Raw genomic sequence first — 26,677 nt, 5'->3', positions numbered from 1 at the left:
GCCATATTCCGATAAATTAGAAACGGCTATATCATAAGCCATGGTAGATTTTTTTGTGATGGGCTACTAAGGATACGCTGAAAAAATCGTCATTCCCGCGAAGGCGGGAATCCAGGGTGTTGATTTTGCTAGGTTTTGATTTTGGCAAACACGATTTTTCTGAATAAATCAGCGCGTCCCTAAGTCGTTTGGAAAAGTGTGTAAGCCAAAAAAACAAGCCCATGCTGTGTGGGCAGCGTGGGCTTGTTTTTTTGGTCTGAGGAGGAAACCTCCTCAGGCATCAAGCATCCAGCGGCCAGCTTAAATAAAGAAATCCCAGCCGGTTGGCCCGACATAATGGTTTTTCATCTCCGGCGACTCAATAAATGCCGTCGCCACCTGATCCAGCGACATAAAGCCCGACTTCAGCAACTGCACCCACGCCGCCTTGCCACCCGCGTCCGACGCCCGGCCCAGCAGCCCCTGATAGAGCATTTCCACGTCGTTCACCGGGTCGCCGGTCAGCGCCCAGCCGCGCGCCTGGCCTTCAGGGGTTTTCATCATGTTCAGCGCCATGCTGCCCATACTGTAGCCCTTGGCCTGCAGCTCACCAAAGTAATCAAAACCATAAATATCCGCCTGACGACCCAGAACCTTCTGGTACATCCCGGCCAGCGCATTCAGCGCCGGTGCGCTTTCCACCGCCACGCTGGCATCGCCAAACTGCAGGATTTCGCTGTTCACCACCAGCGTGCTCTTGCTTGGGTCGGCTTTGTTGATCACCTTGACGAAACCATGGTGTTTTTCCACGGTGTAGTCGTCGGCCTTGCCGGTGAATTTGGCGGTGTCGGAGTCGGTGCCGCCGTGCAGGATGTTCTGGCCGTTTTCGGCGTTGAACACATCATTGCCACCCTGGCCAAACAGCTTGTCATTACCCTGGCTGTTGTTCAGGATATCGTTGCCCGATCCGGCGTAGACGGTGTCGTTGCCGGCCCCCAGGTCGAGGGTTTGTGCTTTGCTGTCGGCGGCCAGCAATTGATTGCCGTCGCCGGTGGTGACCGAGACTTCACCGACGATGGCACCAAACTGGACGTTTTCCAGCGCGACGGTGCTGTTTTTCGGCAGGCTGGTGAAATCGAGCACCAGGGCACTGGGGTTGCTGCTGTCGCTGACACCACGGAAGGTAAGCTTGCCGCTGGCGTCGCTGTTGGAGGCCTGGCTGATAATCACCGTGCGCACCCACAGATTGGCGGCGTCGGGCAGGGTGTTAAGGAAGAACTGACCCAGATCGACCATTTCCCGCTGATCAACCGGTTTGTCCATGGTGCGGCTCTTGATGGCCGAAATCAGGTCAAGCCGGCTTGACGGGCTGTCGGACAGGCCTTCCACGGTCATGCCAATGCCGGCAGGCACTTCAGCTTTGACCAGCGGATTGCCACTGGTGCCGGCCAGCGGGATATCCGCGCGCGGGCTGCTGCCGTCCTGCTCCTGACGGTCGGTCGAGACCACCGGAATGTTCAGGGCGTTGACGGTGCTGCCGTCCGGGCGCGCGCTGGTGCTGTAGGTCACGGCCACGCCATCGACCAATGGAATGGTCGGCGTGACTGGCGGTGTCGGCACAGTCGGCGTGGTTGGCGTTGGGTCCACCGGCACGGTAGGCGTGGTCGGTGTGGTGGGTTCCGTCGGCGTCGTGGGCGTGGTCGGCACCGTGGGCGTCGTCGGTTCCGTTGGCGTGGTCGGCACCGTCGGTGTGGTTGGGGTGGTGGGAGGTGTCGGGTCCGGCGGGGTCGGATCGCCGCCGCCTCCGCCTCCGCCTCCGCCTCCGCCTCCGCCACCGGCAGCGCTAATCGTGATGGTCTGCACTTGATCGACGGTCAGGCCGCCGGCGTCAGTGGCGCGGGTCATTACCTGGTAAGTGCCGGTGGTCAGTGCCGTGCCGCCTACTTTGAGTGTGTTACCCACCATCGTGAACTTGCTGTTGTCGGCATCATTGGTGCCATTGCCCGCCACCAGTGTAAAAGTGTGGGTGTCGCCAGCGTCCGGATCCACGGCGGCCAGCGTGCCTACCGAAGCACCGGTGACGGCGGTGCTGCTGGTCAGCCCGGCACTGGTGAAGTTGGCGGCGGTGGGCGTTTCGTTGACGTTAGTGGCATTGATGGTCACCGCCTTGGTGGTGGTGTGGGTCGCGTCCATCGCGTTCACGGTCACGCTGTAGCTGGCCTTGGTTTCAAAGTCGGCGGGGGTGACCAGTTTCACGGCACCTGCCGTGTTGATGGTAAACGACGCAGCATCGGTGCCGGTCAGCGAATAGCTGAGGGTGTCGCTTTCCGGGTCGGTGGCAGTAGCGGTGTAGACCACAGTGCTGGTGGCGGCGTTTTCCGCCACGCTGCCAGTGGCCCCGCTGGTGATGCTGGGTGCTTCGTTCACATCGGTGACATTGATGGTCACCGCCTTGGTGGTGGTGTTGGTCGCATCCTTGGCGTTGACGGTGATGCTGTAGCTGCTCTTGACTTCAAAGTCTGCCGGGGTGAGCAGCTTGACCTGGCCGGTGGTGGCATCAATCGAGAACGACGCAGCGTCAGTGCCGGTCAGCGCATAGGTCAGGGTGTCGCTGTCGGCGTCAGTCGCTGTGGCGGTGTACACCACGGTGCTGGAAGCCGCGTTTTCGGCCACGCTACCGCTGGCACCAGAGGTGATGACTGGTGCAGCGCTAATCGTGATCGTCTGCGCTTGATCAACGGTCAGGCCACCAGCATCGGTGGCACGGGTCAGTACATGGTAGGTGCCACCGGTCAGAGCAGTTCCGCCCACTTTAAGGGTATTGCCGGTAATAGTGAACTTGCTGTTGTGGGCATCATTGGTGCCATTGCCCGTCACCAGGGTAAAGGTGTGGGTGTCGCCCGCGTCCGGGTCCACGGCGGCCAGCGTGCCGACCGAAGCACCGGTGATGGCGGTAGTGTTATCCAGCCCGGCGCTGGTGAAGTTGGCGGCGGTGGGCGCTTCGTTGACGTTGGTGGCATTGATGGTCACCGTTTTGCTGACGGTGTTGCTGGCGGCGTCAGAGGCAATCACGTTGATGCTGTAGCTGGATTTGGTTTCGTAGTCCGCCGAGCCGTTGAGGGTGACCACGCCAGAGCTGCTGCCAATGCTGAAAGCGCTGGCGTCGGTGCCCGACAGCGAATAAGTGACGGTGCCGGTTTCCGGATCAGCGGCGGCAGCAGTGTAGACGGTGGCACCGGTAGCGGCATTTTCGGCTACGGTACCGGTGGCACCGCTGGTGAAACTGGGCGCTTCGTCCACATCGGTGACATTAATGGTCACCACCTTGGTGGTGGTATGAGTCGCATCCTTGGCGTTGACGGTGATGCTGTAGCTGGACTTGGTTTCATAGTCTGCCGGGGTGAGCAGGCGCACCTGGCCAGTGGTGGCGTTGATCGAGAACGATGCAGCATCGGTGCCAGTGAGCGAATAGGTAAGGGTATCGCTGTCGGTGTCGGTGGCGGCGGAGGTGTAGACCACGGTGCTGGTGGCGGCGTTTTCCGCCACGCTGCCGCTGGCCCCACTGGTGATGGTAGGCGCAGCATTAAGCGCGCTAATCGTGATGGTCTGCGCTTGATCGACGGTCAGGCTTCCGGCGTCAGTGGCGCGGGTCATCACCTGGTAGGTGCCGGCGGTCAGTGCGGTGCCGCCCACTTTCAGCGTATTACCGGTGACGGTAAATTTGCTGTTGTCAGCATCATTGGTGCCATTGCCCGCCACCAGGGTAAAGGTGTGGGTGTCGCCGGCATCCGGGTCCACGGCGGCCAGCGTGCCTACCGAAGCACCGGTAATGGCGGTGGAAGCATCCAGTCCGGCACTGGTGAAGTTGGCGGCGGTAGGCGCTTCGTTGACGTTGGTGGCATTGATGGTCACCGTTTTGCTGACGGTGTTGCTGGCGGCGTCAGAGGCAATCACGTTGATGCTGTAGCTGGCCTTGGTTTCAAAGTCGGCGGGGGTGACCAGTTTCACGGCACCTGCCGTGTTGATGGTAAACGACGCGGCATCGGTGCCGGTGAGCGAATAGCTGAGGGTGTCGCTTTCCGGGTCGGTGGCGGTGGCGGTGTAGACCACGGTGCTGGTGGCGGCGTTTTCCGCCACGCTGCCAGTGGCCCCGCTGGTGATGCTGGGTGCTTCGTTCACATCGGTAACGCTGATGGTCACCGCCTTGGTGGTGGTGTTGGTCGCATCCTTGGCGTTGACGGTGACGCTGTAGCTGCTCTTGACTTCAAAGTCTGCCGGGGTGAGCAGCTTGACCTGACCGGTGGTGGCGTCAATCGAGAACGACGCGGCATCGGTGCCGGTCAGCGAGTAGGTGAGGGTGTCACTTTCCGCATCGGTGGCGGCGGCGGTGTAGACCACCGTGCTGGTGGCGGCGTTTTCGGCGACGCTGCCGGTGGCCCCGCTGGTGATGGTGGGTGCGGTGTTGGCGACGGCAATATTCAGTGTTTCGGTTTTGCTGTCGGTTTGTGTGCTGCCTGAGCCCGAGTTACCGCCGTCATTGCTGCCGATACTGAGCGTGACGGTGCCAGTGGCACCTGCCGCCGTGGTGTAGGTCACCTTGCTGGCGGCAATAAAAGAGTTGATATTGGTTTGTGTGCCGCTCAGTGTCACCGAGCCGGTGCCGCTGCCTCCTACGGTTACACCGCTACCGGTGGTAGCGGCAAACGTGCCCGCTGCTGCCGACAGGGTCACTGTGATCGGATTGGCGCCTGAGTCTGGATCGGCCACGCTGATGCCAGTGAGCGCCGTGGCGGTGTCCTGGTTGATGCTTTGCGAGGCGGGCGCGGTCAGGACGGGAGCTTCGTTGACATTGGTGACGCTGATGGTCACCGCCTTGGTGGTGGTGTGGGTAGCATCCTTAGCCAGTACATCAATGCTGTAGCTGTTCTTGACTTCGTAGTTGGCGGCAGTGGTCAATCGCACCACGCCAGTGGTGGCATTAATGGAAAAAGACCCGGCGTCGGTGCCGGACAGTGCATAGGAAAGGCTATCGCTGTCGGCATCAACGGCCAGCGCCGTGTAGACCACGGTGGAGGTGCTGGCGTTTTCGTTGACTGAGCCGGTGGCCCCGCTGGAGAAAACTGGGGCAACGTTGGCACCGCCGATGTTTTCCAGTTGGATGTCGTCAAAGTTAACTTGGAATGCGCCATCATTGCTGGAAATGGTCAATAAGGTCAGATTGTCAAAATTTGTATTGGCGCTCAAATCGACGGTTTGCGTGTCTGCCCCAGTAAAGTTATACGTGACTTTGTTGGCGGCATTGCCATTGGGCGTGAAGGTCATGCCTTCACTCAGGGCCCCCGCCTCCATCATCAGCATGGACACAAAATCAAACACCTTGCCGCCCTGCACAGTCAGGGTGATGCTGTTGATGTCGGTGTTGTCCGCCGTAACCACCACCATGCCGCTGCTGCCTGTGGGCATGGTCATGCCAAAACCGGTGAACACTGTCGTGGTGTCTTGATAAACGCCAGTTCCACCACTGATCGCAACATCTAGCGTATCGCTGGTGGCGGTGTTGGTGATGGCGACGGATGACTTCGGTGTGCCCGTGGCCACTGTTGCATTGGGTGCGTTGGTATTGCCAGCGTCGCCAGTAAATGACACCACCGCCAGTGTGCCAGCATAGTTATCCACCGCCAGGCTAGCGGCATTGATCACGCCAGCATGGGTTTCCAGCGCCCAGTCTCCGCCCAGCATCGCCGCGCCAGTAAGGTTATCGGAGGCGGCTACGTCAGCATGGGTCATGGCGGCAATGCTTTGCACCAACGCCTGGCCCGCTTCACTCGCGCCGACATCGCAACCATACAGCAGCAAGTCGCCTTGCTCGCTAAGCGCCTGGCCTATGGTGTTGAACGCGGAGGTGTATTGTCCGAGTGTGTCCTGAGTCAGTGAGGTGTTGCCCAGATTAAGCTGTCCGGTCGCACCGTGGGACAGCACATGAATGGCGTCCAGTGAGCCGGGCTGGCGGGAGGCAAGATAGGTGGCCATCTGCGCCAGACCATCGCCTGAGCTGTCCAGCACCACTACCTCGGCACTGGCTGCCAGGCGGGCAGACAGGATATTCCAGTCGGTCAGATTGTCTTCGATGAAGACAACTTCACGCGCGACCGGTTGCGCCACACGCGGTAAAACTTGATCAGTGTACACGGCGTCCATAACCCTCTCCAAACAGCCAGAAAAACCAGTTAAAACAGGATGATACTCATGAATTTCAGCATGAGCACACATTGATTGCGCATGAAAATTGGGCTGGCAGATTTTAGTCAGTCAGCGCGAAGGGGCCAGCACAATGCCTGCACGAAAGCGCTATTGTATAGGCAATGAGGGTGTTGCCAAATATCCAGTGATATTTAGACAATGAAGTTGTTTGAAGCGGCAAGCGCCACATCAGACATGATATTCATGTGATGCCAGGATGGCACTGGCGCTGGCTCATGCGACGCATGAGTGACCACGCACATGATGTAGTGGGGCTATTTGCCACTCGTCAGTACATGTGTTGGGTGCCGATGCACCCAACACATTCAGAAGCAATTACGACGGGCGCATCGGGTAGGTGCCCACCGTGGCGATGATATAGCGCAGGGTCAGCGACGGTTGCGCGGTGCTCATGGCCACCGGCACGGCTACCGCCAGCGGCACAGACTGTTGTGGAGATGCAGAGGTGCTACCCACAGCCACTGTGCCAGTCACGGTCGGCAGGTTGGCGCTGGCGTTAAATGGTTTGAGTGTGGTGCTGGCGTTATTGGTGGTGTAAGCGCGCGCGGCGGTCGTGCCGGACATCACCTTGCCAAGCACAGTCGAAGTGCTGGGAGCATTGCTCTCTGCGCCATTGACCGCATCCACCGGAATCGCCACGCTGACCGAGGTGCTGGTACCCGTGGTGCTGGTGAAGCTGGCAGGGTGGGTGTGTGCAGGCAGCGGCACCTGGGAGGGTTGCAGGGTGATGGTGCCGGTGCCGGTGGCCACCATCGACGAGGTGGTAGCGCCGGATACCGTGCCCACCTGGGAGGGAATCTGTGCTCCCAGCGACACACGACTGCGCAGATCTGGCAGCTTGAAGGTGGTGGAACCGTTGCCGCCGTAGGTGACACCCAGCAGGGAGTACAGCGCGGCGTTTTGCTGAATCGACAACTCCTGGCCTTCACAGGCCGCCCAGCCATCCGGCACCCAGTTCAACGGCCACAGGATGATTTGCCCCAAAATCGGATCCATGTCTTACTCCTTCTTATTTGATCATATTGAAATGAATTGCTTTTGATGCTGGCCTGCTGGCATGACACCAGGCCGATCAGCACACAGACGCGCCGCACTGAAGTTTTTTCGCATCACTAGGCGAGACGCTCTGCATCGGCCAAGGTGAAGCCTTTCTGGTTTCACTTTGGCCGCATGAGAGACATCAGGCTTTCGTCCAGCATCCGGCGTGATGGAGAACTCCGTATCCAGTATAGAGCTGGCTATAAAGCGGAATCGATAACAAGCCATGACATGCCTTATTATATTCTGCGCGCTTGCGCTGCAGAAAAAAATACGTAGAACTACGATTTCTGGTTTTTGACTCACTTGGCCATTGACTCACTTGGCTAATTGATCCACTGGACAATGCATAGTAAATTCTTAGTTATTTATTATATCAGTTTTGGTTATAAAGGTGTTTTTGCAAAACAAACCTAGAAAGCACGTACATTTTAGTTCTTTAAGATCAAGATCTTACGTCAACACTCTTTCTGGCTTGGCTGTGTTAACACACTTGCAGTTAAAATGACAAAAAGAAATCAATACTTGAATAAGATATAACATACGATAAAAAGCAAAACGGACAGCCACAGCAAGGCGGCGACAGTCGCTTGATCTAGGTCGAACAGGATAGTTCGAAGGAGGCAAAGTGTAAAAGCTAGGAATACGCTGGGTGACCACAACACCAGACGAGCACACCCAGGATGGGACATTGCTATCAAGTGTACGGTGCCACCACCGGCACCACATAAGAACCGATGAGTTGCAGTGCTTCCCACTGCCGCGAAATTAGCGATACATCATGAGCCGCAAACCAAAATCCGTGGTGCAATCATTCGACTAAACCATTGATATATATGTAAAAATAACCCAAAAACCCGCCGCTCCATATTCCAGTTCGACCTATAAAATCCACAGATTCATCACTTCTGTGGATTACATCGCCCGACACCGCCAGGCCGCTCGCGACTTTACCCGCCGCACCATTTTCACCTTTGAGCGCGTCGTTGGTGCCTTGCTCGTCAATCTGATGCGCTCGCTGCAAGCCGAGCGTGATCAGTTCTTTTCCCGGCGTTCCCTGCCCCTGGGTCGTGGCGCTCATGACGACGCTTTCCGCATGGCACGCAAGAAGTTGCGCTGGCAAGTCTTTGTCGAACTTAACCAGGCGGTGCTGGATGACCTCAATCCCGCTCCGGACTGGCATGGCTTGCGCGTGGTTGCCGGGGATGGCACAGCCCTTTTTGCCCACCACACACCGCGACACCCTCAGCAGCGGCCCCGACGGATTCAACCAGCATCAACAGCAGCACTGGCGTCATCACGTTGAACGCTTTGGGACGCGCTGATTTATTCAGAAAAACCGTTTTTGCCAAAAGCAAAACCCAGCAAAATCAAAACCCTGGATTCCCGCCTTCGCGGGAATGACGATTTTTTCAGTGTTTCCTTAACTGCCGGAGATGCAGGCAAATTTTTGCCCCCAGCAAATTTCTTTGTGAATGCGCTCGTGACGTAATGCCATGTAATGTCATGCAATCTTATGTCATCGATTGTATTCTTTGGATATGTTATTTTACTTACAGCTAATCTTACAGCAGTTTGCAGGATAGCGCAGACCCCCACTTTATTTTTATTTGTTATCAGGCGCAATCATGAACACATCTCTCCGTACCCTTGATGCTTGGCAAACCACATTTTTTTGGTCTGTTTTGTCAAATCGTGCTTCATCTGTTGCGTATCATCCATCAGATTCCACCCTCACGCCTGAAGCTGCATGCAAGGCTGCTGAACAGGATCTCTCGCAGAAGCTGGCAGCAGATATCAATGTCGTACTGGAAAACACCTTGTTACAACAGGCAATCGGCAGTGACTGGCAAATTGCCTGGGGACCTGCCATCTATGTGGCTGAGCCAAAAAACAAAACGGCACGTCGCTCATCTTTTTATGCAAGCAATGCCATGGTGGTGATGCATAGCCCCAGCAAAAAGCGCTATATTGTCGCAATTGCCGGCACCAACCCGGCTTCTGCGTTTGATTGGCTAAACGAAGATGCCCTTCTTTCCCCTGGCTACGACTGGACATCGACGCTGGCGTGCTGGAAGTCTGGACATGACGATCTCCCCCAAAAAGGCCATAAAAACACCGCCACGGTAGACAACTGCACATTTACCGGCGTCAGCGTACTGCTCAGCAAGCTACAGAGCAACGGCCAGAGCCTGGTGGCATTCTTGCAGGGAGTTGATGCCAGTGGCCATACGCTGACCCTCACCGGCCATTCGCTGGGTGGCGCACTTTCGCCCATGCTGGCGCTGGCGCTGGTGGATCCTGCCCATGCCTTGCAAAGCAATTGGCAGGCAGATCAGGTTCAGGTATACGCCACAGCGGGGGCCACACCAGGTAATGCCGCGCTGGCAGCGCATTATCTTCAGGTGTTTCCGCCCCAGAAAGCACCAGACGCCTCGCCTTGGCAGGTATGGAACAGCACGGTCTGGAATCAGTTTGATGTGGTACCAAGAGCCTGGGCCCCCAGCACGTTGGACGCTGTACCTACACTGTACGCTGCTGCCCGCTACCAGGAACAACAAGAATATCCTGATTTGGCAGCGCTTAATATTGGGATCGGAATGGCACGCACAAAGGCAAATATCTTTGCAGCAATGTATGGCCCGCTGACGCACCTGAATACCCCGACAGTCAATGGCATTATCAACCCGGATGCGACGCCAGAAGATGGTTTTGCCTGGTGTGTAAATGGCGATACCTTGTTAACACCGGCACAAATGGCGACAGGCCAGCAGGCGACCCCTGTCGAGTGGTCAAAACAGGTAAATTATCAGCATGTTGCTGCATATGGCATTCTGATGAAAATTCCCGCTGATATCATTAGCGCCATTGCCACTAAACCAGACTCGCAGCCCTGAGTACATATGATCTTGCCGCACAGTCTTTCTGAGTTCGGCAAGACTATGGCATGCGCTGCAACCGCATTGACCATCAGGATGCACTGACTTATCTGGATTACCATCTTCGCGGGAATAACGGTTTTTCAGTGCTCTCCTACCTAAGAAGGCACAGAAAAACCATCGTTGCCGTCAAGGCGGCTAACAAAATTGACATTGCCCTATTTTGGATGTCAATACATTATGCATACCTTACCATAAAATGCAAATGAACAAAATCAAAACAACCCTCCAGGTTGTGGCCCCTGCTCTAGCTTCTGGCCTGGAAGGGCCATTAGCTGGCGTGGCACGAAAATGTATACTGGACGCTTTGTCATTAAACGGCAACCATAACGATGAAGATCTTGATGGCATTCTTGCTGAGCAATTCGCTATTTCAAGTAATTTAAAAAATATCCAGTTAGCGGATCAACAGTTCAGGCAAGAGATGAAAGCGCTGGGGATCAGCGCCACCCAATTAAACGCTTACAAAAATGGCAAACATAGCGAGGCATTTCATCAGCGCCCCCAGCTAATTATTAGCATTTTATTTATTGTTTTTTACTTTATGCTGCTTGCGGCTTTGCTAACGGTGGAAATCAGTGACGATCTGAATATGGTCAAGGGAGAGAACTCTCTACTCAATGAGATTGAAATACTGTTGGGCGTGCTGACAGCAGGAGTTGGCCAGGTATTAAGCTATTGGTTTCGATCCAGCCAATAAAAATAACATGCAATACAATGAATTGACTGCTGACAGAGATGGCCTTACAAATAGCAGGCAAACTCCAAGGACGCGCTGATTTATTCAGAAAAATTGTTTTCACCAAAAATAAAATCCAGCAAAATCAAGCCACTGGATTACCACCTTCGCGGGAGTGACAATTTTTTCAGCGTATTCTTCGCTTGGCAGGATAAATTCTCAATATTTTGACTTACCAAATAGCCACTCAATCCACGGCAGGAGCAATCAGCCATGAACGGACGATTGATATTGAATAGCAAGTTGCTAAAAAAGTTAAGACAGGCATTGTATTTAAGTCAGGAAGAAATGGCTGACATGTGTGCCCAGCAACACTTACAAATATCTTTATCATCGATAAAGAGAGCTGAAACAGGCTTTCCTGTGCGCTACCGGATAGCCAGAGAGCTTGCTCAGTTTTTTCAAGTTAGCGTGAATACCCTGCAAGCCGACAATCTGCCCGCTGTGCCGGCACAGATCCAGGCAGCGACTGACCCTTACCGCAGTGCTATCTTGCCAGAAGGCGCTGGAACTGATTGAAAAAGCGCTGGATCTCTCGCTATTTCCAACAGAACAGCAAACTCACCCTCCTGAAAAATGAGCTGAAAGCCAGGCTGAACCACGCCTGAAGCCAGCCATGACATATTTTCTCCGTTGTGGTGCATATATCCAGACAAGGATTAACCACACCCGCAACATATTTCCCCATTACCATGACGTCTCGTACGATTGAGGTGTTATTGCGTATATCAAGCTCTCAAATTTGACACCAAACTGAGACTGAACTGAGATTTCCTCTTGTGGTGGACATTGCTGATAATGACAAGGTCACATCAGCGATGCCAAATAGTATGGATGGCTAGCTGATAGACAGCCATGAATCCGGGCAAGCTTGCCTCACCCAATGCCTGATGGAATTTTTAATCTCCGCACGCAAGGAATGACCATGACCCAAACCGCAATGGGATTGTTTCCCGTCAGTTATACTGTTACCACCGGTCTTGAAGGAGCGCCAGCATTACAGCTAAACCTGCTGGTCAATACGCCAGCCCAAAAAATTACTGGCACGGCAGATATTACCAATGACTCCATCCACCCGCCACTGAAAATGCATGCCGATGTCTGGGGCACATTCAGCTATATGACAGTGATGGGCCCCGGCTCGCGCATCTTGATCAGCGGCCAGGGTAATCACGGTGGCCCCACTTCCAATAGCATGGTGTTTGTGAAATTCCACCTGATTGTGGAACCCAACTGGAACACTGGCAAAGGCAGCTTCAGCTATTTCTACAATAACGAATGGCACAACATCGAAAATGCCACGGTTCGCCTCAACCCGGTGTTCAACCTGCCGGTTGGGCCTGGTCCGGTCATTCCTGACAACAGCTCCTACGGCAAGCCGTACAGCGTGATGTATGGCCCGGCCATTCAGCAAGCCATTGCCCAAAACAGCCCGCTGTCCGAACTCAAGGCTCTGGCGCAGCAAGCCCAGCAGCAACTGGACAACTTGCCTGCGCTGCAAGCCGGACTGGCAGCGCTGCACGTCGAAATCGGCAAACTCACTGCCTAATTCTGTGCAGACAGATTCACTCATTACTGTTCACGACTTATTGCAAGGAGCTGAAGCATGTCTTCTGTCGGCCTGTTCCACGTTGTTTATCACACCACCCCCAGCGTTCCGGGTGCTGTCTCGCTCACCCTGAACCTGCTGGTTAACACCCCTGCCCGCAAAATCACCGGCCATGCCCGGCTGTTTCAAGCGACCAATCCGCCGCTGGACCAGCAATATGACGTCTTTGGCAGCTACACGGTAATCGACATCCTGCTTCAAGGCGCACCAATGCCGATCTACCTGATGAACCTGACTGGCCACGCCCACGACGCCTGCTTTGTCACAACTTCTTTCGAGTTGCAAGGCAAGTTTGAAGGCGGCTGGCAACAAGGTTCCGTCAACTATCGCTATTTGGAAGATGGCGTCTGGCACCAAGCGGCGCAAACCATCCAGGCGCAAGAAACCGTCAGCCATTCGCCCCACCGCCCGATCATTCCGCTGTATGCCGCTGCACTGCAACAAGCCAGCGCCACCGGCAACTTGGCAGAACTCAAGCAACTGGCCGTAACCGCCCAGGCTCAGTTGGACCAATCGGACGACATTCGTCAGGCGCTGGGCCAGCTTAATGCCCATATTGCCGAACGGGAAAACACCGTGGTTTCTGTTCCGCCTTACGGCGTGGCCGTGCAGCAAGCCATTGGCTCGGGCGATCTGGCCCAGCTGAAGCAACTGGCACAGCAAATTGAACAGCAAATCAGCCAGTCGGCCCAACTGGCTCCGGCGCTGGCCGAGTTGAAACAGCACATCGGCGCGCTGGACAAATAAGCCCGCCATCTGCAGTAGGGGAGGGGATGGGTGCAGCCCCGCCCACCCCTGCCTTTTAATCAGAGTGACACGCTGGTTAATATTAATGGAAAGCCGACATGAACTCATTGGCAGAGCACCCCCTGCGCTATATCACCGAACATGACTTCACCCACTATGTTCCCGTCCATGTCGTATGGGAAATCACCCTGGCCTGTGATCTGAAATGCCTGCATTGCGGTTCGCGGGCTGGCCATAGACGCCCAGAAGAACTGAGCACTCAGGAATGTCTGGATGTCATTCAGTCACTGGCTCGGCTGGGAACCCGAGAAATCACCCTGATTGGCGGCGAAGCCTATCTGCGCAAAGACTGGACGCAGCTGATTGCCGCCATTCATTCTCACGGCATGTATTGCGCCACCCAGACCGGTGGACGCAACCTGACCGACGCACGGCTGCAACAGGCTATTGAGGCTGGCTTGAATGGCGTTGGCGTATCACTGGATGGGCTGGCACCGTTGCATGACAAGGTCAGAAACGTCCCCGGCTCCTTTGACAAGGCCGTGGACGCGCTGAAGCGGGCCAAGATGGCTGGCCTGGCCATCAGCGCCAACACCCAGATCGGCCCCGACACCCTGGCCGATCTGCCCGCCCTGCAAGAGCAACTGATTGAACTGGGCGTCACCCACTGGCAAATCCAGCTGACGGTGGCCATGGGCAATGCCGTGGATCATGACGAGCTGCTGCTGCAACCCTACCAGTTGACCGAACTCATGCCCCTCTTGGCTCGGCTATACCAAAAAGGGCTGGAACACAATCTGCTAATGAACGTGGGCAACAATATCGGCTATTACGGCCCTTACGAGCACATATGGCGCGGTTTTGGCGATGAACGCATTCACTGGAGCGGCTGTGCCGCAGGTCAGGCTGTCATGGCTCTGGAAGCCGACGGCACGGTAAAAGGCTGCCCGTCGCTGGCCACGGTAGGGTTTGGTGGCGGCAATGTGCGTGACCTGTCGATTGAAGATATCTGGAAGCACAGCGAAGCCATTCACTTTGGCCGACTGCGTTCCGTAGAAGACCTGTGGGGTTATTGCCGCACGTGCTACTACGCCGACCTCTGCCGTGGTGGCTGCACCTGGACATCGCACTCCCTGCTTGGCCGGCCCGGCAATAATCCCTATTGCCACTACCGAGTGCTGGCACTGCAAAAGCAAGGGCTCAGGGAACGTATCGTCAAAATCGAAAACGCCCTACCCGACGCTTTTGCGATCGGTCGCTTTGACCTGATCACCGAACGCATCGACGATCACAGCATGGTTAGCAGCACCGCCCGTTCCGACTATCCGGTCAACCTGATTTGGAAAAACAGTGGTCAGGCAGCGCCAGCACAAGGCAGATCACCACAGCAACTGACGCTATGCCGTGGCTGCCATCAATATGTCCATCCGCACGAAGACAGCTGTCCGCATTGCCAGGCCAATCTGCGCGAAGCCGAACAACAGCATCGTGAAGCAGAACAGCATCGCCAGGCGCTGGTTGCCAAAATGCGGAATCTACTGTTGATGCCTTCCTCTGCCTGACGTGGTGGCACGCCTACAGCGCTCAGGTGCAGCATGGGGTCGCGCCTGAGTTGCTTGGGCGGGTTTTTGCTGTTGCATGCAATGTGCAATTTATTGCGCTTTTTGTCGTTTGCCGGTACGCTGACGCATTCCTGTCGCTTTTATCTGCCTGCCCATGCCTGCCCATCCTCGCCTGCCCGATCTGGTGCTGATCTTGATCACCCTACTGTGGGGAACCACGTTCCTGGCCGTGCAGACTGCCTTGCGCTGGGCCGGGCCGTTCTGGGTGGTGGCTTTGCGTTTTGGCATTGCCGCTGTGCTGGCGGCGTGGCTGGCGCGGCCTTTACTGGCCGGGCTGACCCGGCACGAGCTGCGCGTGGGCATGCTGATCGGCAGCGTGCTATTTGCCAGCTACGGCCTGCAAACGCATGGACTGGCCGGGGTGAGCAGCAGCCAGTCGGCATTCTTGACCGCCTTGTACGTGCCCCTGGTGCCCCTGGTGCAATGGGGGGTGTTTCGCAGCCGCCCGGCACTGGCCGCCTGGCTGGGGATTGCCCTGGCGTTTATTGGGCTGGTGCTGCTGGCCGAACCGCGCGGCATGCAGCTGAACCTGACCCTGGGCGCGTGGCTGACCCTGGCCGGGGCGGCGGTCATTGCGCTGGAAATCTGTCTGGTCAGCCGGTTTGCCGCCGATTGTCAGCCGCGCCGGGTGGCGGTGGTGCAGCTGGGCTGGGTGGCGTTGCTGTCGGTGCTGGGCGGATGGCTGAATGGCGAGCCTCTGCCCACGCTGCAGACCCCGGCCTTGTGGCTGATTGTGCTGGGTTTGGGCGTGGCAACCGCGCTGATCCAGATAGGCATGAACTGGGCGCAAAAAACCGTGCCGGCCACCCGCGCCACCGTGCTGTACGCCATGGAGCCGGTCTGGGCCGGGCTGGTGGGCTGGCTGGCGGGCGAGCGGCTCAGTGGCATGGCGCTGGCCGGGGCAGGGCTGGTGGTCATCAGCGTGATGGTCAGCCAGCTGGGGCCACGCTGGAAACCCGGCTGATGCGCGATGGTTTGCTCGCTGAGCCGCTTGCGTGTGGCAAAACCGACAGGCCGGGATGAAGGCCACATGCGCCATGACCATGGCAGCGCTTGACTCTGGAGTCACTCCAGGGTGTTTACTGGGCCAATGCCCTGCTGCACGTTCAGTTGGCCCGCACCCACCTGGTTTTGTCCTGTGCGGCGCTGGCACGCGATATGCAGCGCCCTGCCCAAGCTTGCCCAGGAAGAAACCCCATGTCCGACCTGCCCGTTTTACCAATATACCGCCCGGTTCCCCCCACTGAGGCTCCAGAGAGCACCTGTCAGCATGGGTGCGGCTGTGGCCATGCTGCGCCAGCCGCCAGCCCTGCCATTGACGCCGCCACGCCGCCCAGCGCGCTGGCCGATGGTCTGCAACGCAGTGTGGTGCAGATTGCCCAGATGGATTGCCCGGTGGAGGTGCAACTGATTGAACAGGCGCTGGGCAAGCGGCCCGAGGTGGCGGCGCTCAGTTTCAATCTGCTCAAGCGCCAGCTGACGGTGGATCATCAGCCCGGCAGCCAGGCCGGCTGGCTGGAGGCCATCCGGGCGCTGGGGTTTACCCCGTTGCTGATGCAGGCCGGTGACGTGGCACCGGTTGACCGCCCAACCCCCTGGTGGCCGCTGGCGGCATCCGGGCTGGCAGCACTGGGCGCAGAACTGGCGCATGCCTGGGCCGGACAGTGGCCGTGGCTGTCGGCGCTGCTGGCGCTGGGGGCAATTGCCGGCTGTGGGCTAGGCACTTACCGCAAGGGCTGGCTGGCGCTGCGCCATCGCACGCTGAATATCAATGCATTGATGAGTGTGGCGGTCACCGGGGCAGTGCTGATTGGCCAGTGGCCAGAAGCCGCCATGGTGATGTGCCTGTTTGTGCTGGCCGAACGCCTGGAAGCCCGCTCGCTGGCGCGGGCGCGTGAGGCGGTCAGTGGCCTGATGGCGGTGGCACCAGATAGCGCCAGGGTGCAACAGGCCGATGGTCAGTGGCAGCGGCTGCCGGCCAGCCAGATTGCCGTTGGCCAGATCATCCGCGTAGCCCCCGGCGAACGGGTGGCGCTGGATGCCCTGGTGCTTGCCGGCAGCTCGGCACTGGATCAAGCGCCGATTACTGGCGAAAGCGTGCCGGTGGATAAAACCGTGGGCGATGCGGTGTACGCCGGCAGCCTGAATACCTATGGCGAACTGACCCTGACCGTCACCGCCCAAGCCGGGCAATCCACCCTGGCGCGGATTCTGCACGCCATTGAACAGGCCGAATCGCGCCGGGCTCCCACCCAGCGTTTTGTCGATGAATTTGCCCGGCGCTATACCCCGGCGGTGTTCGGTCTGGCCTTGCTGGTGGCGCTGGTGCCGCCGCTGCTGGGCTGGGGCGGCTGGCTGGACAGCCTGTATCAAGCGCTGGTGCTGCTGGTGATTGCCTGCCCGTGCGCGCTGGTGATTTCCACTCCGGTCACGCTGGTCAGTGCCCTGGCGGTGGCCGCGCGGCATGGAGTGTTGATCAAGGGCGGTGCCGTGCTGGAGCGTGGGCGCAAGCTGCGGGCGCTGGCGCTGGATAAAACCGGCACGCTGACCCTGGGCCAGCCGGCCCTGATGCACTGGCAGGCGCTGGATGAATCCGCCAGCGCCCAGCATTGGCGCGACTGTGCGGCGGCGCTGGCCGCCCGTTCCGACCATCCGGTGTCACGGGCGCTGGTCAGTGCCGCCATCGACGGCAGCCAGGTCAGCCAGGTGCGCGCCTGGCCCGGACGCGGTGTGGGCGGAGCGCTGGACGGCCAGGCTTACTGGCTGGGTAATGCCCGGCTGGCCCAGCAACATGGCGCGGATCACCCGGCGCTGGCAACGCATTGGGCGCAACTGGCCGCCGATGGGCAAACCGGGGTACTGCTTGGATCTGGCCGCCAGGTGCTGGCGGTATTTGCCGTGGCCGACCGTGTGCGGCCACAAGCGGCGCAGGCAGTGGCCGAGCTGCATCAACTGGGGATTCACACCGTGATTCTGACCGGCGACACCCAGGGGCCGGCGCAGGCTGTGGCAACTGCCGTGGGGATGGATGAAGTGCGCGCCGGGCTGCTGCCGGAAGACAAGCTGCTGGCGGTGGAGCAGTTGATCCGCCAGCACGGCGTGGTGGGCATGGTTGGCGATGGCATCAATGATGGCCCGGCGCTGGCACGGGCCGATGTGGGGTTTGCCATGGCCGCCGCCGGCTCAGCCACCGCACTGGAAACCGCCGATGTGGCGCTGATGGACGACAATCCGCGCAAGCTGGCCTGGTTTATTCGTCTGTCGCGGCATACCGGCTGGGTGCTGTGGCAAAACATTACCCTGGCGCTGGGGCTGAAGGGGCTGTTTCTGGCGCTGACGCTGGCTGGCCATGGCAGTTTGTGGCTGGCGGTGCTGGCCGATGTGGGGGCGAGTTTGCTGGTGGTGGCCAACGGGCTGCGTGTGTTGCGCTATCGTTGACTTCCTCCCCGCCCTTAAGGACGCGCTGAAAAAATCAGCATTTCACCAAAGAAGACCGAAGCGGGCCGCATCGATTCGGCATGAGCGCTTGGGCGAGTAAAAAATGCCTGCTCACCGTCATTTTCGGTCAGTCTTCACCCTGTCAGGCGGCAAATTTCCTCATTTCCCCCTTTCAGGACGCACCTTGGGTGTTCAGCGCAAACAGTCGCCGCCTGGCCGTCAACAGATTCGCCAACCCAAAAAGGGTGTGCAGCCGCGCCGTGTTCTTCGCCAGCCCACGGTAGGACACCTTCTTCATGCCAAAGAGGTTCTTGATGATCTTGAACGGATGTTCAACCTTGGCCCGGATCCTGGCCCTGGCCTGTTCGATCCGCTCCTGCAGTCGTCCGACCGGCGTATCCGGCAACGCCTTGCGCTTGCCCGCACGCATGGCAATTTCCCATTCAACCCGCCTGCCCCGGTTCTCTTCCCGCTTCTCAACCCCTTGGTAGCCTGCATCGCCAAAGGCAAGCCGCTCTTCGCCATGCAGCAAGGCATGCGCCTGGGTAACATCGCTGATGTTGGCTGACGTGGTGACCAGGGTATGCACGATGCCCGTTTCAGCATCCACCCCAATGTGTGCCTTCATGCCGAAGTACCACTGGTTGCCCTTTTTGGTCTGATGCATTTCAGGATCACGCTCACCGCTTCGATTTTTGGTCGAGGACGGCGCAGCAATGATGGTGGCGTCAACAACCGTGCCTTCCTTGAGGATCAGGCCCTTCGCGGCCAGTAGGGCGTTGATGGTCTCGAAGATGCGCTCGGTCAGCTGGTGCGTTTCCAGCAGGCGGCGGAACTTGAGCAGGGTGGTGGCGTCTGGTGCAGACTCCCGCGACAGGTCTATGCCAACAAATCCCCGGATGGCCTGGCTGTCATAGATGGCGTCTTCGATGCCTTCGTCTGAGAGTCCGAAGCATTGTTGGGCGATGTACATTCGCAGCATCCGCGCTACGCCAATCGGCGGTCGGCCCCGGCCTGTTCCTTTTGGGTAGAAGGGCTCAATCTGCGCGACCAAGGCGGCCCAGGGCGTCACTTTGTTGATCTCGTCAAGAAACCGGTCACGCCGAGTGACCTTCTTCTTTGTCGCGTATTCCAGTTCGGAAAAGCTTGCTTGCGTCTTCATGTGACCATCCACGTTCAATGTGCTGATGTTCGCAGATCAGGAGACTTCGAGCCAGCTGTTGGGGAATAAATCAGCGCGTCCTTAAAGAGCGGGGATTCCTTCTGCAAGACGGCGAAGTCCCGCCGCGAGAATGTTTTTTGCAGCGTTGGTGTCGCGGTCGTGCACTGCACCGCATTCGCTGCAAGTCCATTCTCTTATTCCAAGACCGGCCCTACCTTTCGGACTGCTGGCGGGTTTGATCCCACAGCACGAGCACGTTTGGGTTGAATACGCTTCATTTATTTCCTCGAACACCACACATTGCCTCATGGCCTTGTACTTGAGTTGTGTTCTAAACGTCGTCCATGCCGCATCGTGCACAGACTTTGCCATACGGGTTTTTGCCAGTGCTTTGGCGTTTACATTGCCCACAAAGATGATGGCGTGTTCTCTGACCAATCGTGCCGTTTCTTTGTGGATTGCGTCTTTACGCTGATTGGCAATTTTGGCGTGGATGGCCTTCACCCGTTTTTTCTTGTGGGCGCGTTGGGCAATGCCCAGTGCGGCTTCGGATTCTCGATACCACTGTTTAGGTTCAAACTTCTGGCCGTTGCTGTCGGTGACCATTGTTTTTAGACCGAGGTCGATCCCGATGGCTGACGCGCCATATTGAACAGGTTTGTCTTCCGTTTGGCACTTGATGACGATGTTCAGATACCAACGACCGCGAGAATCTTCATTGAACGACCCCGCACGGAATTCAAATTTTGAGAGGCCGTAGGAATCCCACAAGCCAAGGCTTATGCCTTTAAAGCGCACTTGACCGTTTTTATAGGCCAGCGCCTTGGCTTTGAATGGAATCCAGCCTAAAGAATACTTCGGGGATTTTTTGTCGCTGACGCGCCAGTTCAGGCGTTGTTTTTTGAACTGTCTGAGTCGGGTTGCAAATTCCTCGCAAACAACCTGAACAGTCGTCGAACCAATGCTCACCCCTTCGCATTTGCTGAAACCGCTGGTGAGCTTTTGCAGATCAAACCCCGACAACCAAAGCTGTGGTTTGTTGGTGTAACGGCGCAAACTTCGATACTGCGTTTCGTTGCAAAAATTCCAAACCGTATTCACATCACGCGCCATCGCAAGTAACGCTTTCGCGTGCTTGTCCTTGATGCGGAGTTTGAGAGTTTTTACGGTTTCCATGCGGGCATTATGCCTTAAGCCAAAACAAACCCACCAGGCCGCTTTCAGCGTCCGCGCTCTTGGCCTCGGGCTGAACCCCGAGGCTTTCCGCACAGTGGGTAACATCGAAAACAGTGCTTCGATGCGTCGTTACCCCGCCAGGGGCGACGCATCGGTCTGTTCTCCGGCTGGTATCTGGTCGGCGCGCCAGTGGCCGGATTTGCCACCCTGTTTTTCCAGCAGGCGAATCTGGCCAATCACCATGCCGCGATCCACTGCCTTGCACATATCGTAAATGGTCAGCAGGCCGATATTGACGGCGGTGAGCGCTTCCATTTCCACCCCGGTTTTTCCCACGGTTTCGGCAGTCACCTGGCAGGTGATGGTGCTGTGCGCCGGGTCGAGGCTGAATGCCACGTCCACATGGGTCAGCGCCAGCGGGTGGCATAGCGGAATCAGTGTGCCGGTGTGTTTGCTGGCCATGATGGCGGCGAGGCGGGCAATGCCCAGCACGTCGCCTTTTTTGTGGCCGCCACTTTGCACCAGGGCAAAGGTGGCTGGCAGCATGGCAATCTGGCCGCTGGCGATGGCGCGGCGACAGCTGTCGGTTTTGCCACCAACGTCAACCATATGCGCCTGGCCGTCGGCGTTGAAGTGGGTCAGGGCAGACATGGGTGTCCTCAGGCGGCTTCGGGAAGGCGGTGAAAGCTGGATGGTGCATCGCTCGGGCGACGGAAAGTCACGTATTCCCAGGCGTCCGGTTGTGCCAGCAGGGTGCGCAGCAGCTTGTTGTTCATGGCATGGCCGGATTTGAAACCGGAAAACGCCGCAATCAGCGGGTGGCCAATCATGTACAGGTCGCCAATGGCATCCAGAATCTTGTGGCGGACAAATTCGTTATTGAAGCGCAGGCCGTCCTTGTTCAGCACGCTGTCGTCGTCAATCACGATGGCATTGTCCAGGTTGCCACCCAGGCCCAGGCCATTCATGCGCATGTATTCCACTTCGTGCATGAAACCAAAGGTGCGGGCGCGGCTGACTTCGTCTATATAAGAGTGTTCGGCAAAATTGATCGTCAATTTTTGTGGAGTATGGCGGAACACCGGATGATTGAATTCAATTTCCAGGCTGACGGTAAACCCGTCGTAAGGCTCCAGACGCACCCATTTGTCCCCTTCCACCACTTCCAGCGGTTTGAGGAGGCGGATGTAACGCTTGAGCGCGGGCTGTTCGACAATGCCGGCGCTGTCGAGCAGATACACAAACGGCGCGGCGCTGCCATCCATGATTGGCGTTTCCGGGCCGGTCATTTCTACAATGATGTTGTCGATGCCCAGGCCGGCCAGTGCGCTCATCAGGTGCTCGACCGTGGCCACGCGCACGCCATCAGCGTTAACCAGAGTGGACGACAAGCGGGTGTCGTTGACCAGCGCCGGCTCGGCGCGCAGGCTGACTGGCTGGGCCAGGTCGGTGCGGCAAAACACGATGCCGCTGTCCACCGGGGCCGGGCGCAAGGTGAGTTTGACCCGTTCGCCGGAATGCAGGCCAACGCCACTGGCGGTGATGGTTTGAGCAAGGGTGCGCTGGTGGATCATGCTGAACATTCCATCATGGGCAAGATAAGGATGTGAATCAGTCTAACACAGCCAGAGAGATGCTTTAAATTGATTGCTCAGCATGTATTGATAGCTTCAGGCTATTGCAACACCAGCAAGAAACCGCGCCTGCCCGCATCGAGGCGGGCAGCCGTCATGCGCTGTCGAGAGGCAGCGCAGCAGGCGGGCAGGCGCAAAACCGGTTTAGTCGGCCTGGCGGCGCAAAAATGCCGGAATATCGAACGAATCCCCCACCGACGGATTGGAAAAATCCACCGGCTGCGGCGCACCACGACCCGAACGGGCGCGGAACACGCTGGGTTTGTCGAAATCCTGCTGGAAGTCTGGTACTTCCATGGCCGTGCCGTCGGTGCCGTTTTTCACCACTTTCAATTGTTCGCGACGTTCCTCGCGCACCGCCTTCTTGCCGCCCAGCCCGGTGGCAATCAGGGTGACGCGGATTTCGTCCTCGGCCATGCCGTCCACTTCGGCGGTGCCAAATTTCACTTCGGCGTCCGGGTGGGCATAGTTGCGGATGATTTCCATGATTTCATGGTATTCACGCAGCAACAGGCAGCCCGGTGCGGTGGAGATGTTCACCAGCACGCCACGCGCGCCATCCAGGCTGATATCGTCCAGCAGCGGGCTGGCGACGGCTTCTTCGGCGGCAATGCGCGCACGGTCCAGGCCGGCGGCCACTGCCGAGCCCATCATTGCCATGCCCATCTGGCTCATCACGTTCTTCACGTCGGCAAAGTCAACGTTGATGAAGCCAGGGCAGGTGATCACTTCGGCAATACCGGCCACGGCACCGCGCAGCACATCGTCGGCGGCGCGGAAGGCCTGGCGCATGGTCACGTCGGAGCCCAGCACCTGCAGCAGTTTTTCATTCGGAATCACAATCAGCGAATCGACGTATTTTTTCAGCTCGTCGATCCCGGCGGTGGCGATCTGGTGGCGGCGGCCTTCGTGCGAAAATGGCCGGGTCACCACGCCCACGGTCAGGATGCCCATTTCCTTGGCAATTTCGGCAATCACCGGCGCAGCGCCGGTGCCGGTGCCGCCGCCCATGCCGGTGGCGATGAACACCATGTTCGCGCCGCGCAGCACTTCGGCAATGCGGTCGCGGTCTTCGATGGCCGCGCTGCGGCCCACATCCGGGTTGGCCCCGGCACCCAGGCCCTTGGTCAGGGTCTGGCCAATCTGAATCTGCACCGGCGCACGGTTGCGGCGCAAGGCCTGTGCATCGGTGTTGGCGGCGACAAATTCGACGCCCTTGATCTGACTTTCGATCATGTTGTCAACGGCATTGCAGCCTCCGCCACCGACGCCGATCACCTTGATGACGGCTTCGGGTGCGATTTCCTGCACCATTTCAAAGACCATGTTGGAAGACATGACGGTTCTCTCCTCGAAAAACTACGTTGACGACTGCCCTGTAAAACAAAAAATGTCGGTACAACGATAAACGCGCCCCACGTCAGAAGTTCCCGGCGAACCAGGCTTTCATGCGTGTAAACAGGCCTCCCACCGAGGCGGACTCCAGCTTCGGACCTGCGGTTTTTTGCAACTGATCCTTGCCAATCAGCAACAGGCCAATTGACGTGGAAAAGCGGGGGTCCTTCACCACTTCGGCCAGCCCGCCGAAGTATTTGGGCACCCCCACCCGTACCGGCATATGGAACACTTCTTCCGCCAATTCCATCATGCCAGGCATCTTGGCTGCGCCGCCGGTCAGCACAATACCGGAGGACAGCACATCTTCAAAGCCGGTGCGACGCAATTCCTGCTGAATCAGCTGAAAAAGCTCTTCGACCCGTGGTTCAATCACTTCGGCCAGGGTGGCGCGCGACAGCTGACGCGGTCCGCGCTCGCCCACACCGGGTACATCAATCATATCGGCTGGATTGGCCAGCTGCATCAGCGCACAGCCATGCACCAGCTTGATGTCTTCAGCTTCCTTGGTGGGCGTGCGCAGCGCCATGGCAATGTCGTTGGTGATCTGATCACCGGCAATCGGAATCACTGCCGTGTGGCGAATCGCGCCACGGGTGTAAACGGCAATGTCGGTGGTGCCGCCGCCGATGTCGATCAGGCAGACGCCCAGATCGCGTTCATCGTCGGTGAGCACCGCCGTGGCCGACGCCAGCGGCTGCAGGATCAGGTCACTGACATCCAGGTTGCAGCGACGCACACATTTCAGGATATTCTGCGCAGCACTCACCGCTCCGGTGACAATATGCACGCGGGTTTCCAGCCGCACGCCACTCATGCCCAGCGGTTCGCGCACGTCTTCCTGACCATCAATGGAAAACTCCTGGGTCAGGATATGCAGCACCTGATGGTCAGGCGGCGTGGTCACCGCGCGGGCGGTTTCAATCACCCGGTCGATGTCGGCCTGGGTGACTTCGCGCTCGCGAATGGCCACCATGCCGTGCGAATTGACACTCTTGATGTGGCTGCCGGCAATCCCGGTAAACACTTCATGAATGGTGCAATCCGCCATCAGCTCGGCTTCTTCCACCGCGCGCTGAATGGCCTGGACGGTGGACTCGATATTGACCACCATGCCCTTTTTCAGGCCGCGCGACGGGGTTTGCCCCATGCCGATGATATTCAGCGCACCGTCTTCGAGCACCTCGGCCACGACGGCGACAATCTTGGCGGTGCCAACATCCAGCCCGACCAGCATGTTTTTCGGTTCTCTCGGTTTGCTCACCACTTGCTCCGTTAAGCTCTTGTATTCGTTCAGGCCGCCGGACGCACCGGAACAGGGACGCCCTTGCCCGGCTTGTAATCCGGCATGCGCACGGCAAAGCCGTTGGGATAGCGCAAGTCTACATAGTCAATCCGGTACGGCAGGCGCGACAACTGCTCGCGCCAGCTGGTGGCAAACCGGTTGATGCGCAGGCCGATATCCTGACGGCCCAGCTCCAGAATCACCCCATTGTCCAGTGTCACCTGCCAGGCCCGCCGGGCCGACAGGGCAAGTTCGTTGGGCAGCACGCCCACTGGTTGCAACACCTGCTTGAACGCCAGATAGGCGGCAAGCATTTCTGCTTCACTGCCCTTTGGACCCTTCAACAGGGGCAAAGGTTGGCCAAATGCGGCATCAAACCATTCGCCGTAGGAGTTCACCAGCCCGTTCTCGGCCCAGCGGGCGGTGGCCTGGTGTTCTTCCACGTCAATTTCCAGCCGGTCCGGCCAGTTGCGCCGCACCGCCACCTTGCGCACCCAGGGGAGTTTCTCGAACGCCTCGCGGGTGTCGCTGAGGTTGACGGTCAGGAACGAGCCTTTCAGTTCATGTTCTGCCACGTAACGCAGTTGTTCCTGCGAGACATGGGTCAGCTTGCTGCGGATATGCACCGTCCGGATCGGCATCATGCCGGTGCGCACCACCCATTGCGCGCCCGCCACCAGCAGCGTCAGCACCGAGGCCAACAGCAACAGGTTGGCGATGCCGCGCAACAGACGGTGGTTATCCCACATGGGCACCGTCCAGAATGCGCAGGCACAAGGCCTCAAACGGGATGCCGGCCACCCGCGCCGCCATCGGCACCAGGCTGTGGCTGGTCATGCCCGGCGAGGTGTTGATTTCCAGCAGGTAAAACCGCCCTTCGTCGTCCAGCATCAGGTCGATCCGTCCCCAACCTTCGGCACCCAGCACCTTGAACGCGCGCAACACCGTGTCGCGCATCTGCGCTTCCAGTGCTTCTGGCAGGCCGCACGGACAGAAATACTGGGTGTCGTCGGTAAAATACTTGTGCTGATAGTCGTAATTGCCTTCTGGTGCGGCAATGCGAATCAGCGGCAAGGCCTGATCGTCCAGTACCGGCGCGGTGTACTCACGCCCGGCAATGAAACGCTCGGCAATCACCAGCCGGTCCAGGCTGGCGGCTTCGTGCCAGGCAGCGGCCAGCTGGCCCGGCTCGCTGACCTTGACAATGCCGATGGACGAGCCTTCGTGCGCCGGCTTGACCATCAGCGGCAGGCCCAGCCGGGCTTCCACGGCGGCAAAGTCGCTGTCGGCGGTCAACACCTCGTACTCCGGGGTGGGAATCCCCACCGCCTGCCACACCAGCTTGGTGCGCCATTTATCCATGCCCACGCTGGAGGCCATCACCCCGCTGCCGGTGTAGGGCAGCTTCATCAGTTCCAGCGCGCCTTGCACCGTGCCATCTTCACCCCCCCGGCCATGCAGGGCAATGAACACCCGGTCAAACTGTTCATCGTGCAGCGCCGACAGGGGTTTTTCTGCCGGGTCAAACGGGTGTGCGTCCACCCCGCTGCGCAGCAGCGCGTCCAGCACCGCGTTGCCGCTCATCAGCGACACCTCGCGCTCTGCCGAACTGCCGCCAAACATCACTGCCACTTTGCCGTATTGGGTCATTCT

Annotated in this window: 19 protein-coding genes; 8 read left to right on the top strand and 11 right to left on the bottom strand. The window is 58.2% G+C overall.

The features are described 5' to 3' along the window. Positions 1-300: 300 nt before the first annotated feature. The 3 genes from BXU06_RS14050 to BXU06_RS17490 all read right to left on the bottom strand — a co-directional run bounded on the left by BXU06_RS14050 (position 301) and on the right by BXU06_RS17490 (position 8,359). Complete coding sequence (locus BXU06_RS14050; protein ID WP_171982226.1) at positions 301-6,177, bottom strand: cadherin domain-containing protein; 5,877 nt, start codon at positions 6,175-6,177, stop codon at positions 301-303. Between the two features lie 378 nt (positions 6,178-6,555). Further along, positions 6,556-7,236 carry a phage tail protein gene (locus tag BXU06_RS14045; RefSeq protein ID WP_077300935.1) on the bottom strand — a complete coding sequence of 227 codons (681 nt, stop codon included), beginning with the start codon at positions 7,234-7,236 and terminating at the stop codon, positions 6,556-6,558. 853 nt (positions 7,237-8,089) lie between these two features. Continuing rightward, complete coding sequence (locus tag BXU06_RS17490) at positions 8,090-8,359, bottom strand: hypothetical protein (protein ID WP_150125218.1); 270 nt, start codon at positions 8,357-8,359, stop codon at positions 8,090-8,092. A gap of 547 nt (positions 8,360-8,906) precedes the next feature. Here BXU06_RS17490 and BXU06_RS14035 point away from each other — a divergent pair. The 8 genes from BXU06_RS14035 to BXU06_RS14000 all read left to right on the top strand — a co-directional run bounded on the left by BXU06_RS14035 (position 8,907) and on the right by BXU06_RS14000 (position 18,372). After that, the gene (locus BXU06_RS14035) at positions 8,907-10,175 is read left to right on the top strand and encodes a hypothetical protein (RefSeq protein ID WP_077300929.1); all 1,269 of its coding nucleotides are present in this window, start codon (positions 8,907-8,909) and stop codon (positions 10,173-10,175) included. 247 nt (positions 10,176-10,422) lie between these two features. Beyond that, the gene (locus BXU06_RS14030; RefSeq protein WP_150125217.1) at positions 10,423-10,917 is read left to right on the top strand and encodes a hypothetical protein; all 495 of its coding nucleotides are present in this window, start codon (positions 10,423-10,425) and stop codon (positions 10,915-10,917) included. A 252-nt stretch (positions 10,918-11,169) separates the two neighbouring features. Beyond that, positions 11,170-11,475, top strand: coding sequence for a helix-turn-helix transcriptional regulator (locus BXU06_RS14025; RefSeq protein WP_077300923.1), 306 nt, complete (start codon positions 11,170-11,172; stop codon positions 11,473-11,475). A 364-nt stretch (positions 11,476-11,839) separates the two neighbouring features. Next, complete coding sequence (locus BXU06_RS14020) at positions 11,840-12,505, top strand: DUF1842 domain-containing protein (RefSeq protein WP_077300920.1); 666 nt, start codon at positions 11,840-11,842, stop codon at positions 12,503-12,505. 57 nt (positions 12,506-12,562) lie between these two features. Then, the gene (locus tag BXU06_RS14015; RefSeq protein ID WP_077300917.1) at positions 12,563-13,312 is read left to right on the top strand and encodes a DUF1843 domain-containing protein; all 750 of its coding nucleotides are present in this window, start codon (positions 12,563-12,565) and stop codon (positions 13,310-13,312) included. A gap of 98 nt (positions 13,313-13,410) precedes the next feature. Continuing rightward, positions 13,411-14,874, top strand: coding sequence for a GDL motif peptide-associated radical SAM/SPASM maturase (locus BXU06_RS14010; RefSeq protein WP_077300914.1), 1,464 nt, complete (start codon positions 13,411-13,413; stop codon positions 14,872-14,874). Between the two features lie 154 nt (positions 14,875-15,028). Then, entirely contained in the window at positions 15,029-15,898 is an 870-nt protein-coding gene (locus BXU06_RS14005) for a DMT family transporter (protein WP_077300910.1), read from the top strand. A gap of 233 nt (positions 15,899-16,131) precedes the next feature. Next, positions 16,132-18,372: a cation-translocating P-type ATPase gene (locus BXU06_RS14000; RefSeq protein ID WP_077300907.1), complete on the top strand. Its 2,241-nt coding sequence runs from the start codon at positions 16,132-16,134 to the stop codon at positions 18,370-18,372. 172 nt (positions 18,373-18,544) lie between these two features. Here BXU06_RS14000 and BXU06_RS13995 read toward each other — a convergent pair whose 3' ends face one another. The 8 genes from BXU06_RS13995 to BXU06_RS13960 form a co-directional block, all read right to left on the bottom strand. Next, a complete protein-coding gene (locus BXU06_RS13995; RefSeq protein WP_077296059.1) occupies positions 18,545-19,534 on the bottom strand; it encodes an IS5 family transposase in 990 nt (329 codons plus the stop codon). Positions 19,535-19,615: 81 nt separating this feature from the next. Then, positions 19,616-20,710: an RNA-guided endonuclease TnpB family protein gene (locus BXU06_RS13990; protein ID WP_077300904.1), complete on the bottom strand. Its 1,095-nt coding sequence runs from the start codon at positions 20,708-20,710 to the stop codon at positions 19,616-19,618. A gap of 129 nt (positions 20,711-20,839) precedes the next feature. Next, positions 20,840-21,361 carry a cyclic pyranopterin monophosphate synthase MoaC gene (moaC, locus tag BXU06_RS13985; RefSeq protein WP_077300901.1) on the bottom strand — a complete coding sequence of 174 codons (522 nt, stop codon included), beginning with the start codon at positions 21,359-21,361 and terminating at the stop codon, positions 20,840-20,842. A gap of 8 nt (positions 21,362-21,369) precedes the next feature. Beyond that, positions 21,370-22,281 carry a UDP-3-O-acyl-N-acetylglucosamine deacetylase gene (gene lpxC / locus BXU06_RS13980; protein ID WP_216352612.1) on the bottom strand — a complete coding sequence of 304 codons (912 nt, stop codon included), beginning with the start codon at positions 22,279-22,281 and terminating at the stop codon, positions 21,370-21,372. Positions 22,282-22,488: 207 nt separating this feature from the next. Next, positions 22,489-23,682, bottom strand: coding sequence for a cell division protein FtsZ (gene ftsZ / locus BXU06_RS13975; RefSeq protein ID WP_077300895.1), 1,194 nt, complete (start codon positions 23,680-23,682; stop codon positions 22,489-22,491). A gap of 82 nt (positions 23,683-23,764) precedes the next feature. After that, entirely contained in the window at positions 23,765-24,976 is a 1,212-nt protein-coding gene (gene ftsA / locus BXU06_RS13970) for a cell division protein FtsA (RefSeq protein WP_216352611.1), read from the bottom strand. A 56-nt stretch (positions 24,977-25,032) separates the two neighbouring features. Further along, complete coding sequence (locus BXU06_RS13965; RefSeq protein WP_077300889.1) at positions 25,033-25,773, bottom strand: cell division protein FtsQ/DivIB; 741 nt, start codon at positions 25,771-25,773, stop codon at positions 25,033-25,035. Then, positions 25,763-26,674 (bottom strand): D-alanine--D-alanine ligase, encoded by a 912-nt coding sequence (locus BXU06_RS13960; protein ID WP_077300885.1) that lies wholly within the window; start codon positions 26,672-26,674, stop codon positions 25,763-25,765. The genes BXU06_RS13965 and BXU06_RS13960 overlap by 11 nt, the downstream gene beginning before the upstream one ends. Between the last annotated feature and the right edge of the window lie 3 nt (positions 26,675-26,677).

It is taken from the genome of Aquaspirillum sp. LM1 (assembly GCF_002002905.1).
Lineage (GTDB): Bacteria > Pseudomonadota > Gammaproteobacteria > Burkholderiales > Aquaspirillaceae > Rivihabitans.
This window is presented reverse-complemented; position numbering and strand designations above follow the sequence as displayed.

What these genes read in the sequence shown, in the direction of transcription:
- BXU06_RS14050 (WP_171982226.1), bottom strand. Translation starts at nt 6,177, where the DNA reads ATGGACGCCGTGTACACTGATCAAGTTTTACCGCGTGTGGCGCAACCG.
- BXU06_RS14045 (WP_077300935.1), bottom strand. Translation starts at nt 7,236, where the DNA reads ATGGATCCGATTTTGGGGCAAATCATCCTGTGGCCGTTGAACTGGGTG.
- BXU06_RS17490 (WP_150125218.1), bottom strand. Translation starts at nt 8,359, where the DNA reads ATGAGCGCCACGACCCAGGGGCAGGGAACGCCGGGAAAAGAACTGATC.
- BXU06_RS14035 (WP_077300929.1), top strand. Translation starts at nt 8,907, where the DNA reads ATGAACACATCTCTCCGTACCCTTGATGCTTGGCAAACCACATTTTTT.
- BXU06_RS14030 (WP_150125217.1), top strand. Translation starts at nt 10,423, where the DNA reads ATGAACAAAATCAAAACAACCCTCCAGGTTGTGGCCCCTGCTCTAGCT.
- BXU06_RS14025 (WP_077300923.1), top strand. Translation starts at nt 11,170, where the DNA reads ATGAACGGACGATTGATATTGAATAGCAAGTTGCTAAAAAAGTTAAGA.
- BXU06_RS14020 (WP_077300920.1), top strand. Translation starts at nt 11,840, where the DNA reads ATGCCTGATGGAATTTTTAATCTCCGCACGCAAGGAATGACCATGACC.
- BXU06_RS14015 (WP_077300917.1), top strand. Translation starts at nt 12,563, where the DNA reads ATGTCTTCTGTCGGCCTGTTCCACGTTGTTTATCACACCACCCCCAGC.
- BXU06_RS14010 (WP_077300914.1), top strand. Translation starts at nt 13,411, where the DNA reads ATGAACTCATTGGCAGAGCACCCCCTGCGCTATATCACCGAACATGAC.
- BXU06_RS14005 (WP_077300910.1), top strand. Translation starts at nt 15,029, where the DNA reads ATGCCTGCCCATCCTCGCCTGCCCGATCTGGTGCTGATCTTGATCACC.
- BXU06_RS14000 (WP_077300907.1), top strand. Translation starts at nt 16,132, where the DNA reads ATGTCCGACCTGCCCGTTTTACCAATATACCGCCCGGTTCCCCCCACT.
- BXU06_RS13995 (WP_077296059.1), bottom strand. Translation starts at nt 19,534, where the DNA reads ATGAAGACGCAAGCAAGCTTTTCCGAACTGGAATACGCGACAAAGAAG.
- BXU06_RS13990 (WP_077300904.1), bottom strand. Translation starts at nt 20,710, where the DNA reads ATGGAAACCGTAAAAACTCTCAAACTCCGCATCAAGGACAAGCACGCG.
- moaC (WP_077300901.1), bottom strand. Translation starts at nt 21,361, where the DNA reads ATGTCTGCCCTGACCCACTTCAACGCCGACGGCCAGGCGCATATGGTT.
- ftsZ (WP_077300895.1), bottom strand. Translation starts at nt 23,682, where the DNA reads ATGTCTTCCAACATGGTCTTTGAAATGGTGCAGGAAATCGCACCCGAA.
- ftsA (WP_216352611.1), bottom strand. Translation starts at nt 24,976, where the DNA reads ATGCTGGTCGGGCTGGATGTTGGCACCGCCAAGATTGTCGCCGTCGTG.
- BXU06_RS13965 (WP_077300889.1), bottom strand. Translation starts at nt 25,773, where the DNA reads ATGTGGGATAACCACCGTCTGTTGCGCGGCATCGCCAACCTGTTGCTG.
- BXU06_RS13960 (WP_077300885.1), bottom strand. Translation starts at nt 26,674, where the DNA reads ATGACCCAATACGGCAAAGTGGCAGTGATGTTTGGCGGCAGTTCGGCA.